At 38.3% G+C, this 15,994-nt stretch carries 11 protein-coding genes and 1 pseudogene; 1 reads left to right on the top strand and 11 read right to left on the bottom strand.

Going from position 1 to position 15,994, the window contains the following annotated elements:
* Positions 1-172 precede the first annotated feature (172 nt).
* The 8 genes from QYF49_RS07415 to QYF49_RS07380 all read right to left on the bottom strand — a co-directional run bounded on the left by QYF49_RS07415 (position 173) and on the right by QYF49_RS07380 (position 10,660).
* A complete protein-coding gene (locus tag QYF49_RS07415; RefSeq protein ID WP_290398939.1) occupies positions 173-2,152 on the bottom strand; it encodes a BglG family transcription antiterminator in 1,980 nt (659 codons plus the stop codon).
* A 151-nt stretch (positions 2,153-2,303) separates the two neighbouring features.
* On the bottom strand, positions 2,304-4,943 hold the full coding sequence (locus QYF49_RS07410) for a glycoside hydrolase family 38 N-terminal domain-containing protein (protein WP_290398938.1): 2,640 nt from the start codon (positions 4,941-4,943) through the stop codon (positions 2,304-2,306).
* A 73-nt stretch (positions 4,944-5,016) separates the two neighbouring features.
* Positions 5,017-6,036, bottom strand: a complete 1,020-nt coding sequence (locus QYF49_RS07405) for a PTS fructose transporter subunit IIC (protein ID WP_290398937.1) — start codon at positions 6,034-6,036, stop codon at positions 5,017-5,019.
* A 25-nt stretch (positions 6,037-6,061) separates the two neighbouring features.
* Complete coding sequence (locus tag QYF49_RS07400) at positions 6,062-6,373, bottom strand: PTS fructose transporter subunit IIB (protein WP_290398936.1); 312 nt, start codon at positions 6,371-6,373, stop codon at positions 6,062-6,064.
* 12 nt (positions 6,374-6,385) lie between these two features.
* The gene (locus QYF49_RS07395; protein WP_290398935.1) at positions 6,386-6,868 is read right to left on the bottom strand and encodes a PTS sugar transporter subunit IIA; all 483 of its coding nucleotides are present in this window, start codon (positions 6,866-6,868) and stop codon (positions 6,386-6,388) included.
* Between the two features lie 253 nt (positions 6,869-7,121).
* A complete protein-coding gene (locus tag QYF49_RS07390) occupies positions 7,122-8,594 on the bottom strand; it encodes a purine-cytosine permease family protein (protein ID WP_290398934.1) in 1,473 nt (490 codons plus the stop codon).
* Positions 8,595-8,632: 38 nt separating this feature from the next.
* Positions 8,633-9,499, bottom strand: coding sequence for a carbon-nitrogen hydrolase family protein (locus QYF49_RS07385; protein ID WP_290398933.1), 867 nt, complete (start codon positions 9,497-9,499; stop codon positions 8,633-8,635).
* Positions 9,500-9,535: 36 nt separating this feature from the next.
* On the bottom strand, positions 9,536-10,660 hold the full coding sequence (locus tag QYF49_RS07380; protein ID WP_290398932.1) for a glycerate kinase: 1,125 nt from the start codon (positions 10,658-10,660) through the stop codon (positions 9,536-9,538).
* A 163-nt stretch (positions 10,661-10,823) separates the two neighbouring features.
* On the opposite strand from QYF49_RS07380, the gene QYF49_RS07375 reads away from it, so the two are divergent.
* Positions 10,824-11,990 carry a CdaR family transcriptional regulator gene (locus QYF49_RS07375; protein WP_290398931.1) on the top strand — a complete coding sequence of 389 codons (1,167 nt, stop codon included), beginning with the start codon at positions 10,824-10,826 and terminating at the stop codon, positions 11,988-11,990.
* Positions 11,991-12,469: 479 nt separating this feature from the next.
* Here the strand turns inward: QYF49_RS07375 and QYF49_RS07370 are convergent, their stop codons facing one another.
* From QYF49_RS07370 to QYF49_RS07360, 3 genes and pseudogenes are all read right to left on the bottom strand, one after another.
* Positions 12,470-13,336: a DUF1259 domain-containing protein gene (locus QYF49_RS07370; RefSeq protein ID WP_290398930.1), complete on the bottom strand. Its 867-nt coding sequence runs from the start codon at positions 13,334-13,336 to the stop codon at positions 12,470-12,472.
* Positions 13,337-13,716: 380 nt separating this feature from the next.
* Positions 13,717-14,070 (bottom strand): annotated as a pseudogene (locus QYF49_RS07365) (sigma-70 family RNA polymerase sigma factor); the annotation flags it as partial.
* A 339-nt stretch (positions 14,071-14,409) separates the two neighbouring features.
* A complete protein-coding gene (locus QYF49_RS07360; protein ID WP_290399078.1) occupies positions 14,410-15,777 on the bottom strand; it encodes an N-acetylmuramoyl-L-alanine amidase in 1,368 nt (455 codons plus the stop codon).
* Positions 15,778-15,994: the final 217 nt, after the last annotated feature.

Below are 15,994 nucleotides of genomic sequence, written 5' to 3'. Positions count from 1 at the left end.
GAGAGTATTATCTTACTGCTGGTAATCCCGTATATCTCAACCCCTTTGTAGGATTTACTTTCTGGCAGACAATCGACTAAACATCAGAACGGCAAATAACAATTTCGCCGATTTTTTTTAACACCCAGCCCCCTCTTCTTGCTTGCGGCCATAAAATTAAACTTAACTATCATTATTTAATTTTTCCTAATTTAGTCATCACTACAGTAAAGCTAGAGGTTTTGCAAAATTCCTCAACCAAATTCTTATTATGGACTACCTTCCAGAGCCGGTCAAAAAGGGTGCTGAATTCTTCCTTGTCTTTTTCATTTAAAGCGAGGAGAAACACTAATTGGACGTGGTTCCCTCCCCATTGCACCGGTTTTTTTAGAATCCCAATCGCAATGCATGAATCGAGTGCATTTTGTTTTACCGGATGTGGAATAGCTACTAAATTGCCAATTGAAGTGGGTGATATATCTTCCCGTTCAAGAACAGAATCCAGGTAGGAATCATCTACATATCCCTTCCTATTTAATGCGCTAGCCAATGATTTAATAATGGCTGCCGGTTCTTCTTCTTCAATCTCCGGGAAAAATAATTCTTCACTAAATAAATTCCGGAGTTTTTCAAACGATTTCTCTTGGTCATCATTTAAAAACCTTCGTGAAATATAGTTATTGACCATATCCACGTCTTTTTCTGTTAATAATGCGTTAATATGCAGAATCGGGATCGTTCGTTCTTCTTTTACTGGAACTGTACTTAAGATTAAATCAACATCTTGATTTTCAATATCCTTTAAGGAATAAGAAGGATACGTTCCAACAATATTTAATCCTGGAAACTCACCTTCAATGCTTGCAGCTAGAAGCTTGGCTGTTCCCATACCTGAAGCACAAACAATGGCTACTCGCCTTACCTTACGCTTTTTCTTATTTTTTATACTTTCGATTGCTGCAGCTAAATGAACAGCAATGTATCCAATCTCATCTTCATTTATTTTCATTTGGTGTTCTCTCAGAATGATGTCAGAAGCAACAACGGCTAATTCAAAAGCAAAAGGGTAGTTTTTTTTGATTTCTTTCAACATCGGATTTCGAAGGTTCATTTTATATCTCATTCGGTTCATAGCTGATCGTAAATGCAATCCCAATCCATAAATAAGTTCTTTATCGTCCATTAAATCAATCCGATATACTGTGTTTATCTCTTCTAGAATATCTATCACTAGTTGATAATTACTTTTTCCGATTAATTCAATAAAATCATCTCGTAATATATTTCCATCCCGAAACCGCTTTGCTCCGAGTAGGTGAATGGTAATATACGCGATTTCCTCATCCGGAATGTTTATGGAGAATTCCCTTTCCAATGACTTTACGATATTGGATGCCACAACGTATTCTTTCTCTTCTTCTAGATGATTAAGCTCCAATTTATCAAGTTCAACGTTTTTCCCCTTTTTTATGCGTTGTATTCCAATCGCAATATGCATAATTAAGTTATTCAACGGCATTTCTGCTATATTAAAAGGCAGCTGCTGAATATGTTGTTTTGTGATGTTTTCAATTAAATCAATATCTATTCCTTCGGCCAAAAAATGGTTGTTATTTTCCACTGTTTTTGTTTGCTCATTTTTAATATTGGCCAAACAATCTGATAAACAAAAACGAATGTTCATCTCATTTCCTGCTATTTTTATTCCATAGTTTGGTTTTTTATAAATGGAGACATCAAATTTACTCAATAGCTTTTCTACTTGTTTTAAATCGTTGTCTACCGTTGATTTACTTACAAATAATTCCCTGGCTAATTGCTCAATTGTTATAAAATCATCAGCCATAATGATGTTTTTTAAAATGTACAGAACTCTTTCTTCGGGTAAAATAGGCAGGGTTTGTGCTTCCGATGGTTGATTTAACTGGAACAATTCTTCAATTAATTCTCTGATTTTCTTGTCGGGGGTCGGTTGTATAAAGTAGCCAATTCCTCTTTGAGCATCTATTTTCACACCGATTTTTTTCAACTCATGATTTAAAGCAGATATATCATTTCTTATCGTCCGTGATGTGACCGCCAATACCTTTGATAAGTATCCGCTTGTGACAGGCTCTTCGTTTGCTAGTAATTCTTTAATTATTTCTTTTAGACGATTGTTTAAAAAATCCAAAAAGTGTCCCCCCTTTCTTAGCAGATATCCTTACTATTATTTCATCTGACTTGCTTTTCATGCTAGATAAAAAAATGCCATACATTAAAAGGAAGACCTTGAAAAGAGTCTTCCAACTCTCTGTTTCAAGGAATCACCCTTTTTGATGACGTTATTTACTTATTTTCAAGGTAAAAATTTCATTACTCGCAACATCGTTTATTCCGATCTCGTTATGATTTAATTGAATTCGTTCATCTGCTTCAGAAATAAGAATCTCATTTAAATCCACCAGTTCAATTTTATTGAAGAATTCCGGGTTTACAGAAGCCTTTACCAACGGAAGTACCTGATCGGTTGTATTATATATTCGTACAATGATACTGTCATCATTTTCGCATTTTTTTACAGCACTGATAGCCATATGCGGGTTATCAATTTTAAAGAATTCATTCTGATCTTTAACCATTGCTGTTTCAGACTGATGATAGACCGGAATCGCTAATAATGGAGTTACATATTCGTTAGACTTCCTTCCAATTTCCGCCCTGGTACTGCCGCCGGAATATGGGACGATGGAATACTCCATTTCATACTTTCCTATCAGACTGCTATCTGGTGTTTCAACATGAAGTCCTGATCTTCTTCCGGGGCGGTCCACTAGGTCCTGGTTACCCATATAATCTGTTCCACACAGCAATGTAAGTGCAATGGTTGGTTCTTGTCCACTCAGTATCTCATATTGAGGCAGTCCTTTATTAAAAATAGAAAGCCCATTTTTTTCATCTGAGACATCGACAAATTTTTGTTGAGGATAGATTGGATAATACTTTTCCTCCCAGTTTTCTTCTTCCCAATATTCTACTTGAGGCAGAACATTATCACGGCGAATGGTTCCGAATTGTTGATCAGCGATATGAGTGCCTGCCTTAAGCCCTGTTTCAAAAAGGGCACGAATTCTATGATTTTTCACCGTGTTATCTATAACTGTTCTTATATCTATTCTGTCCTCATGACGGTTTACCGTGACAAAGCTTTCAATCGTGGACACTCTGAATTCCTTTGAACGCCCGTTAACATCCGAATCCACAGGAAAATGCAGAGTATGAACGATCCTTACGGTAGCAAAAACAGGACCATTATGAACGACTGATATCTCAGGAGCAGAGTCCTTTGTTGTTATGATTTCATCTTCCCTAGGCGGAGAAAAATCATATTCATCTCCCGCATTCCCACCCTCTTCGAATACATTGAGGCTAGAAAATATCCTTCCTGTTGAATGTTCTTTAACGGCAAGGGATCCATTTGGTTGAACTTCTGCTTGAAAATAATCATTTGAAAATACACCGTCTTGATAAACAAGAGACGAATCATGCTCAGTGGATTCATTCTCTTTGAGATAGAATGTTTTATAACCGAAGCCATTCATTTCTGCAAGAAACTTGATATGGGTCGTCCATACAAAGTGATCTTCGTTCTTTACGCCAATCTCAATTTGTTTATCGTTTAAGTTTTCTTGCTTGGTTTCAACAATTTGATAAGGAACGTGATTTCCTGCAGAATCCGTAATGGCAAAATGCTTTGATTTTAATTGAAGAACAGCATCTGCAATATTGCTTCTTTTGTGACCCAATGTGTTAAACACAACAAGGGGGTTGCCTTTGTTGTAATCAAATTGGATTTTATCAATTAGATCTGCCGTTGTGTCATTTTGAAGAGTCTGCCCGATTTGCTTAGCAAATTGATACCTTAATTCCATTTCCTTATGCGTAGCATCTGTGCAAACATTGCAAATGGAATCATGCGCATGGTTTTGAAGTGTATATTTCCATCCCTTATTGATTATTGCATTGTCGTAACTGTTGCCTAGAAGAAGAGACATTGAATTAAGAGGTTCCAGGTACTTTTCATATAAGTTTTGAACTTCAAAGTTTTCCTTTTTCAAGTCCAAGCGGGTTGATGCGATACTTACATGAACGCGCATATTTTTACCTTTTCTAAATTCTCCCGCAATGGTTTCCAGGTTTTCTGTTTCTTTCTTTACCGCTGTAAAGTAATCCATGAGCTGGCTGATTTTTATCGAATAATCTAAACCTTGAGAAGAAAAATGACGATTCAATTCTTCAACGATTTCCGGAAGCTCTTTCACTGCACTTCTTTGGTCAAAGCCACACATTAATAACAGATTAGGGGACGTAAGCATTTTATTTAAATCATTCATATTATCATCAATGATTTTCAAATTTTGATCGAGGTTAGCAGAAAGCATTCTTCCATTTCCATAGCCTAATGGCAAATGGGTTGTAAACACCTTTGACCCATCCGGTCCTTCCCACCAGAATTCTGTTTTCTCTGTTTCCTCGTTTGTAATACCACGCCAAAACAGTGCGTGATGAATACCAAATCCATTTAATACCTGAGGAATTTGTGCAGCCTGTCCGAAGGAATCTGGAAGATAGCCAATTTTCATGGCCATTCCGAACTCATTAGCGATTTGCTGACCAATTAACAAGTTACGAATAAGAGATTCCCCGCTCGGAATAAACTCATCCGGTTGGATATACCACGGTCCAATGAGTAATCGGCCTTCTCTAACCAGCTTTGCTATTGATTCACGTTGATTAGGCTTGATCTCTAAATAATCCTCTAATACAATCGTTTGTCCGTCCAACATGAACGATGTATACTTTGGACTATTGTCCAGCAATTGAATTAACTCATCCATAAACCTTACAAGCTTTACACGATATTGTTGATAGGTTTGGTGCCACTCTCGATCCCAGTGAGTGTGGGAAATAACATGAAAGTTCATTTAGATGCCTCCATTATTATAATGAAAAACAAGGGGAACCTATGATTTAGATCCCCCCTCTCAAATTTATGATTTACGCTTCTTCTGTAATCGGCATTTCTTCTTCAATATTATTCTTTAAGGCAGCTACTATAAAAGCCGTTACAAGGATTGCAGCTGTAAAAGCAATTAAGAACATAATGGGTTTTGTGAAGAATGGCAGTACGAATACACCGCCACTTGGGACTGGGGCTTTTGCACCTAATGAAAGCGCTAACCCGCCGCCAACCGCTGAACCAATGACAATCGATGGAATAACACGCAGTGGGTCACTTACTGCAAATGGAATAGCCCCCTCCGTTATTCCTGTTGCTCCCATGAATGTACTTGGAAGCGCACTTTGTCTTTCTGCTAACGTAAATTTCTTTGGAGCTAGTCTGGTTGCAAGTGCTAAACCAATAGGCGGTGTCATGATTCCGATCCAACAAGCCGCCATTGGAGCATATACACCATCTTTCAACATACCTACACAGAAAGCAAAAGCTACTTTATTAACAGGTCCTCCCATATCAAACGCCATCATAGCACCTATAATTAGCCCAAGAATTAATAAGTTCCCGCCGCTTAATGAAGTTAACCAAGCGGTTAATTCTTTTGAAAGTGCAGCAATCGGCTGACCTATAATATACATTAATAACGCAACACTTCCTGCGCCCAATAAAGGAATAACAATGATTGGTTTTAATTGAGCAAAATATCTATGCATAGGCATTTTTTTTAGTCCCTCTACGATATAACCCGCAAGGAAACCTGCAACAATCCCGCCTAAAAAGCCTGCTCCGATTTCATTTGCAATCAAACCACCTACCATTCCAGGAGCAATACCCGGCCTGTCAGCAATCGAGTATGACATATAACCCGCCATAACTGGGACCATAAGAGAGAAAATGAGAGTACCGGTTTCTACTATTTTTTTAGCGTAGCCTGTTTCTTGTTCTCCACCGCCAAGCAGTAATCCGATCGTAAGTAACAATCCCCCCGCTACGACGAAAGGCAGCATATATGAAACACCGGTCATTAGATGTGTTTTTGCTTCTTCTAGCACCTTTTTCATAGTGACCTTCCTTTCCTAACAACGATTATTTCTTTGCAAGTTCGATAGCCTGATTTAGTAATCCTTGAGGATTTTTTACCGCCTCTGCAACTGAAACTTTAACGGTTGGGATATTATTAAATCGTTCAGACTTTGCAATGGCCGTATCTACCGCAAGAATAAGTGCTTCTGCTTCTGAGACTTCTTTTTCTTTGATGGCGTTTTCAATTCCCATCGCACCTTGTTTTTCAACCTTAATTTTTAAACCCATTTTTTTAGCAGAAGCTTCTAAGGCAGCAGCAGCCATATGTGTATGTGCAACACCAGCGGGACAAGCTGTAATAGCGATCAATTTCATAACAATCTCTCCTTATGAGTTGGATTTTTTACTAACGCAATCTTCTAATAAACGTAATACATTCTCTTTATGTGCAGCATTCATTAAACTTGTCCGAAAATCATCATCGATTAATTTTCCAGACAGTGTGGATAGAATTTGAAGATGAGTGGTTCCACCTTCTGATTCTGGGATGGCAAGCATGATTACAAATGAAACTCCTCGATCATCCATTGCTTTCCAATCCACTTCATTTTTCATTTTTCCAATAACAATGCTCGTATTCTTGACGGTTTCACTTTTGCAATGCGGAATCGCAATCCCATTTCCAAAGCCTGTTGTGAATTGTGATTCCCTTTCCATTACCCCTTGAATAAAAGCTGATTTTGATTCAATGCGATCCTGGTTTTCGAGTAACGAAGCCAGGTACTCAATCACTGCTTGTTGATTTGAAGCATCAATTTTGAGATCTATCAGGTCTTCATTAATCAATGATGTTATTTCCAAAAATTCCACCCTCATTCTCTTTGGTAGCGGTATAAGAAATAATCCGGATTTATTTCTTGTTTACTTATCTAGTTATTAGTGAAGGAACCTCCTATTGAACTACACTTATTATTATAAAACCGTGCTTAACAGAATAAAAATTAACTCTTTTCCTAAGTGCATAGGAAACGCTTACACACAGGTACAAAAAAGAAGAACCATGTATTAAAACAGGTTCTTCTTTCTTATTGTTGTATTAAACGGCATATCCAAAAAATATAGATCAGTTTGTACTTGAACTCCTGTCAGCACTTGAATATGAAACTCCCGGTGACCAGTTGGTTTCAACATCTGCAGGAAACTTCGAAAAATAGTATTTCCCTTTTGTCATTACTGATATGAGTACATGTAACACAGGTCCAGTAAGCATCGCTAAAAAGGAGGCGTAGTAAATCGGATAAACATTAAACACACCAAGTGTGCCAATAATAACAGCTACGGATAAAGATATAATACCTGCCGGGTTCCAGGAACGAAGATACTCCTGTCGATACTCCACAAATTCAGTGGGAGCCAGTTTAAACACTTTTCTGCAGATATAATAATCTGTTAGGATAATGAAAACCCAGGTGTTCGTTAATATACCGGTAATAGCCAGGAAAGTATTCATATATTGAAGAACATTCACCGCGTAAAATATGACCCCTAACAGCCAAACCAACATCATCCACCATTGTCGGCCAGGACGATAATTAAACATACTGTCCATCGTATTGGATAGAGCCAACGATCCGGAGTACAAATTCATGACATTGATTCTTATTTGGGTTATGACCGCAAACACAACACCAACTATTCCCATTACAAAAGGGAACACAAAACCTGGATCAGAAGCCAGCGAATAGGTGGTATTTTCAAGGTTGGGCAAAAGTGTATAAGCGAGCATTGCCCCGAGAAGTATAACGGCAAGCATCGGAATTAACATTCCGACCATAATCGTAGCGGTTCCTTTATACGTTATACTTGGTTTCGCAAAACGTCCATAATCTGTAGCCAATAAACCCTGAAATACAAGCTGGCCATTGGCCATATTCATTGCCGTCCACATCGTAGTTGCTGTTACATCGTTTCTTGGCATCCAGGAAGCCGTTCCAACAATATCATAATTAAACGAAAGCTGATACATTCCAATAAGGAATAAAATAAGAAAGATAGGAACTCCCCATGTTTGCAAAAATTGCATGGACGTCATCCCTTTCCACACAAACCAGATCGTTATTAAACCTAAAACAGCAAAAATCGCTATTCCCCCAGCGGAATTAATTTCAATACCTGCATAATTGGCAATAGCATGGGTAACGATTGTTCCTTCAAAAATAAAATAAAAGATATAGTTAATCGCATATATCAATGATGTTACCGCCGAGCCCAAGTACCCAAAACCAAGCCCTCTTGTTAACAGACTCATCGACAGGCCTTCTTTGCTGGCAATCTTCATCGTGCATGAACCGATAATGGTGGCACCGATAAAAAAGTACAAAATAGGGATGAGCATGGTCGGCCAGCCAACTGTATAACCAAATTCGGCACCATAAGTAAAGAAAAACATCGCCGTCGAATTTCCTAAAAGAACAAGAATAATTGCGGGTATTGGCCAGCGGTAACGAGCAGGAACACGGCCTATCGCATAATCTTCTACCGCTTCTGCTTTGGTAATATCCTGAGGCCCCTGAAACCATTCTTTCCACTTACTCATACCTTCCCCCACCTTTTCAATTTTTTTCTTAACAATAATTAAGACAATTTTCGATGGATATCAGCAAGTTGTTCATACATTCGTGTTGTTAGATCTCTTAATACCGGAAAATACGGCCGAACCTTATGATGGGCTTGAATATCGATTTCAGCCAGAGTGATACATTCTCCCTCGTATGGCGCTTTACAGAGAATTGGATGCCCTGGTACCTTGGTCTCCTTGTCACCGGCACTTACAATACAGCCTCCACCCCAATACTCGGTATCCCCTTCTTTCCCCACCAGGTTGGTATAAACAAAATTAATGATATTTTCCATTGCCCGAACTTTGACGATCGGCTCAAATATCTCTTTTTCAAATGTGGGAGAACCAGAAATTCCAACGATTAAATCAGCACCTTTCATCGTAAGTGCACGTGATAATTCAGGAAAAAAGATATCGTAACAGATCAATACTCCTATTTTTCCTATTTCAGTATCGTAAACGGGTAAGTCTTCACCTGCTTTAAAATATCTGCGGTCTGGAAACGCTCCCGGTCCTGTTTGGTCTGTTGCGTGTCCTGGCAACGTATTCTTTCTCCATTTTCCAATAAATCCATTGGGTCCTACTAATGCAGCTGCATTATATAGAACACCGCTAATACTTTTCTCCGGCATGCCCCAAATAATATGGATATCATGATTGTGCGCCAATTCTTCAAAAAAACATGTTGCCTCTCCCGGTATTGGTTCGGCCACTTCGAAAAAGTCATCACCACAGTTATATCCGGTTAATGCTAGTTCCGGAAACACGATTAATTGGGCGCCTTGCTCCACCGCTTCAAGCGTCAGCTCCTTCATTTTCTTTAAATTTTGCTTTTTGTCACCAGTAACTGGTGTAATTTGTCCAATCGCGACCTTTGTCAATTTGAGAACCTCCTCTATTTTACTTTTTAATTCCCACTATTTAATTAACTTAATGAGCCTTGCTACATCCCGTGATGTATTTATCAGTAATTGTTTACCATTGTTAATGGCATCCTGCAAACTCATCGGACCATTTGTGATTGATTGGCAGCTAATAAAATAATCATATAATTGCTCATACCCTCTTCCCAACGATCCAGAAATTAATAACGGTTTGGCATTGTAGCGTTCAGCAATTTTCGCAACATAAATGGGAACTTTCCCGTATAAAGATTGAAAATCAGACTTTCCCTCGCCTGTCACAACCCAATCCGCAGATTTTATTTGGTGCTCCAATTCCATTGCCTCAGCTACAATTTTGGCTCCCGATTGAATTTGGGCGCCGAGTACTAAAAAGGCAAATCCCAATCCCCCAGCGGCGCCAGCACCCGCCTCGTTTTGCATTGACCCACCTAATGTTCTTTCCAAAAGGTCAGCATAATGTTTTAAACCAAAATCCAGCCGTACAACATCTTCAGGTGTTGCCCCTTTTTGAGGACCAAACACATGGGATGCTCCGCTTGGACCGCAGAGAACATTATCAACATCACTCGCTACGATTAATTCACATTCTGTCAGTATTGGGTTAATACCAGACAAGTCAATAGAATGAATTTGTTCGAGTCCGCCTCCATTAGGTGGAACCATAGTACCTTTTTTATCAAGAAAGATCCCGCCTAACGCCTGTAACATGCCCATCCCGCCGTCATTGGTGGCGCTTCCACCTAAACCTATGATAAATTTACGGTATCCCTCATTCAACGCATGGTTAATCTGTTCACCCAAACCATATGAGGTTGTAATAAGCGGGTTCCTTTCAATCACCATCTGTAGGCCCGCTACATTTGCAACTTCAATAACTACGGTCTGTTCATCCCCTAAAACTCCATAGCAGGAATTTGTCTCTTTACCATGGGGACCTGTGCTTCTTATTTCCACTTTTCTTCCTTTAGTGGAATAAACTAATGCATCCATCGTTCCTTCTCCGCCATCAGCCATTGGAAAAATATCAACCTTAGCGGCAGGTAATTCAGATTCAAATCCTTTTCGTATACTAATTGCTACTTCCCTTGCCGAAAGACATTCTTTAAATGAATCAGGAGCTATTATTATTCGCATCATAAGCCTCGCTTTTTGTCTATTCAAAATTGTCATATTATTAATCTATCTAATAATCTACATAAATTCATTAACTATATTTCTAAATTTCACCGCACAAAATCGGAAAATTTTTGTTCAAATGCACAAAAAGTGAAGTACTATTATTTTGAAGGAGTTGAGATCGATGTTGATTACATCAGAACTTGCACAGCCGATCATTGGAAAAATAGCAAAAGTTGCAGGCCGTAACATTAACATAATGGATGCCGACGGTGTCATCGTTGCCAGCAGCGATTCAGAGAGGATTCATCAGGTTCATCAAGGTGCCATCGAAGTCATGGAAATGAAATCGGAACGTTTGATCTATCCTTCTGAATGTGGAAATTTAATGGGCACTAAACCAGGAGTGAATTTACCAATCTTATATCTAAATGAATGCATTGGCACTGTAGGTATAACGGGGGATCCTAAAGAAGTTTATAATATCGCCTCCATTGTTAAAATAACGGTCGAAGCTCTTTTACAGCAACATTATTTGAGTGGGCAGCTCAACCAAAAAAGGAAGGTTATTCAGGAATGGGCTCTTGACCTAGTTAACCCACATTTCACAAATTTCATTGACTTAGAAAAAAGAGCTGAATTCCTTAAGATGAATACAGCGCAATTATGTACGTTTGTTCTGGTAGAAGTGGGAGACTTCACCAATAAAACATCAATATATGACGAGTTATCGGAAAAACAGGAACGAATTCTGCAGCTTATGAGTCTTTATTTCACTCCACATTTCATTTCCTTCATTGGAAAAGATCAATTTATGATGGCATTTCAAGATAAAAATAATCACGATTTGATTAAAATCAGGCATTTATCGGAGCGCATATATGAAAAATTAAGGAATGAGCATTTTGATGTTTGTATAGGCATTGGTACTTCTAAAAAAACCATTATTGGATACCGGGAAAGCTACAAGGAGGCATCACAAAGCATTAAAATAATAAAAAAGTTGAATTATCCAAAAAAGGTTATGCACATTCATGAATGGGGCATTACAAGAATACTGGATAAAATCCCAGAGGAATTCATGAATTCCTATTTTAATGAATTTTCACATCAAAGTTCTTCTTATTTAGATTCCGAGTTACAAGATACTCTTGAAATGTTCTTAGACTTGGATTTAAATGTTGAACTAACTTCTAAACAATTAAATGTTCACCGAAATACAGTAAACTATCGACTTGATAAGGTGAAACAGCTTTGGGGATTAAATCCAAAACGTTTCAATGATGCAGTCCAACTGAAAATTTTTCTGTTTTTCTTAAAAATTAATGAAAACAGAAACGCAACTGTTTGACCTATTGGATCATGCAAAAAAAAGGCGCTTTCTATTTAAGAATGCACCCGTTTGTTGAATAAAAACTAAACAATCAGCGTGAGGGCAACGAAACTGATGAAAGCGACCGTCTGGACCAATAGCATCCGAGTTCCACACAGATGCCTTGGAGTTGTACCTGAAATAGAATCAATACAATACAGCTCTTTAAGCTAAGGAAAAATGTTGGACAAGAACGACCAAATCTTTCAGCGTCGTTATCAATTGATAACATTTCAGACAAAATTAAAAACCATCCATTTGTTTCATGCTTCTATTTGTTTCTTTCAGGTTGTTAGGGTTCAACAATTGAATATTTTCATCCACTGAAATGGCTTTTTTATTGAGTTAAAGTGGCAGTTTAGTTGAAGGTGAAACTTTTCAAACTAGGAGTTATAAGTTAAAGAAAAAAGCGATTCTTTATGAGAATCGCATGTTTAAATCACTAAAGCATTTATTAATTAACAATGGCCACGGACCTTTTTAGTAGTAAGCACGCTTAATGCATCCCTTACTTTCTTTGCAAAGGCCAGTGGTTTATCGATTGATTCAAAATGCATAAACATAAGCCGTGGACTTTCAAAAAGCCAATGATTATGAACCGCAGTAACGATAATCCCATGTTCACGTAATTTACTAATAAAGGGATTAATTTCCTCTTGAAGGATTACAGTTTCCCCACTACAAAGCGCACGACCATCTTTTGTCATGGACTCAAATGTAAACATTTGAGGAATGAGTAAAAATGACCTTCCTCGTCTACCAAGGACAACAGGTTTTATATTGTTACGCAATTTCATTACCGTACAAATTCCATTTTCAAAAGTGTGCATTGCCCCACCAAGAATGTCATTGAATTCATCACAAAGACCTGGATTACCTATTATTACTTTCTTTTCGTAATCACAGTTACCATAAACATCTCGGGTAATTAAAACCTTCATAGCTTCTCTAACTTTTCTGGCAAATCCAAGTGGTTGATCGATTGATTCAAAATGCATATACATAAGTCGTGGCTTATCAAAAAGCCAGTGATTATGAACGGCAGTAACAATAATACCAAACTGGCGAAGCTTGGTTAAAAATGGGTTGATTTCTTCTTGAAGAATAACAGTCTCCCCTAGGCATAGTGCATTCCCTTTTTCGTCCATATTTTCGAACGAAAACGCTTGGGGAACAAACATAAAAGACTCAGCCTTTCTTCCTAAAACCACTGGATGAATGTTCGTGCGTGACCGCGTAGCCAAGCAAACACCATTAACCACACTAGGTGTTGAATTGAGGATCCTTGCAAATTCTATGCAAAGATCTGATGGGTTCATGTCCATGTTTCTAATTTGGTTTCCTCCTAATCATATTTATTTTTTAGGATATGCTCTCGTTCATTTTTTGAAAGGTATATATGTCCTAATCAAACCCTTTACATTTCCTTCCCTATTACAATCGAAAAATATAAGTGAACAAGTATAGTCCATTTTGTCACAAAACCCACATAATGATAGTGAAAAAGCTCTGTGTTAGCTGTAGTCTTATTTACTGTATCCAGTCTTAAGATTTTTTCCGTTCATTATTACTTAAATTTGAAATCTCATGGCTAAACCACTCCAACTGATTCCATGACCAGCAAAACCAGGAGAGTAGATATAAATAAAAAAAGCACCCATCCTTGTGGGTGCACATTACCTATAATGTATTTTTCATGCACCACTATTGACATTAGAATCTCATTTTCAATACATCTGGCTGCATACGTCGCAAGCTTCGTACCCTTCCCTCTCGAATAGCTCTCGATCGCCTTGATCAGTCCAATGGTTCCGATGGAAATCAAGTCTTCCGTATCTTCCCCTGTATTTTCAAATTTCTTTACGATATGTGCAACCAAACGCAAGTTGTGTTCGATCAGTTTGCTTCTGGCCTCCTGGTCCCCTTCGGCCATCGCTTTTAAGTATTCTTTCTCTTCATTTTCGGAGAGGGGCTGCGGAAATGCATTGTTTTTTACGTAGGAAACAAACAGCATGACTTCTTTAAAAAAGTACGCTAATACGGCAAGCAACCCGGACATACAAACACCTCCCGGCTTTTTTTGTTACTCTTATCTGTATGCCCGGTTGGGCTTGTTAGGTGTCTGTACCAGGGAATAAAGATTGCTCTGCATTGTTACAATAAACATAACACCAAAAAAGTAGAGCAGAATACTGTTCCTCACGATGATGTACTTTTGCCCCGCGCTTGGCAGGAATCCAGTGCTCGTTGAGTATTTTGCAACGAAGCTATGTCCAAATAGCCGCCGTACCTGATCGGTTATATGTATTTCGATAAAGAATCAAAAAGCTGTTAAGTTATAAGAAATAAAACCACGGATTCCTGTTAATCTGTGGTTTTTGATGTTTGATAAACCTTTTTACATTGCTTTTAATATCTGCTCTAATTTTAGTTTTTGTTCTACAAGCGGTTGTATCGTAAAGTTTACCATTTTTTTATAAATGGAAAGAATGGTTTGGCCATACGATGTACCAGGAAATGCCCACTTCCCATTCAGCTGTGTCCAGGCAACCGCACTGCCACGATCCACCAAACTAAATAACGGATCAACGAGAAGATATCCTTCTGGGATTTTTTCTGTAGAAGCATAAGCAAAAAGATGTTGAATATGAGCAAGTACACCTTCTTCAGCTGTTTTGAAAGCCGCTCCTGGATTTCCTTCACCTGCAGCACCAATACCGGCAAAATTGTTTTGTTCTTTGCGAATGATTCCCGTAAAACGAAAATAGTTGGTTTCGTGTACCGCTTGCGCAAAAGCCACATCTGCTCTTACCCCGAAAATTTCTCCAAACCTATGATAAAGGGCACCAAGAAGTGGAGCATTCGGATTTACCATCTGAACAAAGAAATCCATCTGTTGATCGGTTAAACTGGTTTCTCCTCTAATCGTAAACTTGTCCTCTGGTTTGGATGGCAGTTGGGAAGGAGCACCTTTAGGTTTCTCCGTCACTATATATACATCTGTAATGCCACCTCTTTTTAAAGCATTCACACGTTCTTTTGCATTTTCTCTGCTGGAAAAGGCACCGGCCAACACACGATAATGCTGTTCGCCTAAAATTAGAATTGGATCAATAAATGCTTCTATTCCCTTTGATTCCAGATACGAGACTCTTTCTTCCGCATTTGTTCGATTTTTCAATGAACCAGCAATTACTTTATAAAAAATTTTCGGCTGTGGTTTAACGGGTAAATCTAATGCCTTGGCAATGGCTTCTGCAATATCGATCGACACGTCCTCAATAAAAGAGGATTGGTTAAGAAAGGCATGATCTTTTAGATTATCGACAAATAAAACTTCCAAAAGTAACGCAGGACTTTTAGTTTCTCGAAGCACATGGAAGTTTGCTCGTTTTTTTCCTCGATCCGTGATATCATATTTCACTTTTACCTGGTTCATAATGGCTTCATGAATGACTTCCTGATAGGTTTTAGTCTGTTCAGGAACATGACCATTAAAAATATAACTCTCAAACCCGCTTCCGCCACCTGCATTGTTGTGTATGGAGAGATAAAAATTTGGAGCTGTAGAATTCGCCAAATCAGTACGCTCTTTTAAGGATAAAGCCTTATCGCTAGTTCTTGTCATTATAATTTTAACAGTATAGGTTTTTTCCATATAATCCCTTACCCTCAAAGCTATTTTCAGGTTGAAAAGTTTTTCCTGAGACTCTTTAAACGTCGCCCCAAGATCACTGCCTCCGTGTCCTGGGTCTATTACTATCACTTTCAATCTCTGATCACCCCTAGCGCTTGTCCTTCCATATCATATGTTAAGGAATGATAGTTGGTTTGGGTAAAAAGTCGAGTTCTAATCAAAAAAGTAAGGAAGTAAACAAGAGATTTATGGAACCATGCTAGACCTTTGCAAATAAGCAAACTATAATCCTAAAACAGTTCCCGGTAATAAAAAAAACCTTAGATTTAAAAATCTGGGGGCTTTT

It is taken from the genome of Fictibacillus terranigra, assembly GCF_030412265.1.
In the GTDB taxonomy this organism is placed as follows: domain Bacteria; phylum Bacillota; class Bacilli; order Bacillales; family Fictibacillaceae; genus Fictibacillus_C; species Fictibacillus_C terrinigri.
The sequence above is the reverse complement of the archived record's forward strand: the minus strand, read 5'-3'. Positions and strand labels throughout refer to the sequence as shown.

Excerpts from the sequence above, each read along its gene's own strand:
- QYF49_RS07410 (WP_290398938.1), bottom strand. The coding sequence starts at position 4,943 with ATGAACTTTCATGTTATTTCCCACACTCACTGGGATCGAGAGTGGCAC.
- QYF49_RS07370 (WP_290398930.1), bottom strand. The coding sequence starts at position 13,336 with ATGGACATGAACCCATCAGATCTTTGCATAGAATTTGCAAGGATCCTC.
- QYF49_RS07400 (WP_290398936.1), bottom strand. The coding sequence starts at position 6,373 with ATGAAATTGATCGCTATTACAGCTTGTCCCGCTGGTGTTGCACATACA.
- QYF49_RS07380 (WP_290398932.1), bottom strand. The coding sequence starts at position 10,660 with ATGATGCGAATAATAATAGCTCCTGATTCATTTAAAGAATGTCTTTCG.
- QYF49_RS07405 (WP_290398937.1), bottom strand. The coding sequence starts at position 6,036 with ATGAAAAAGGTGCTAGAAGAAGCAAAAACACATCTAATGACCGGTGTT.
- QYF49_RS07375 (WP_290398931.1), top strand. The coding sequence starts at position 10,824 with ATGTTGATTACATCAGAACTTGCACAGCCGATCATTGGAAAAATAGCA.
- QYF49_RS07390 (WP_290398934.1), bottom strand. The coding sequence starts at position 8,594 with ATGAGTAAGTGGAAAGAATGGTTTCAGGGGCCTCAGGATATTACCAAA.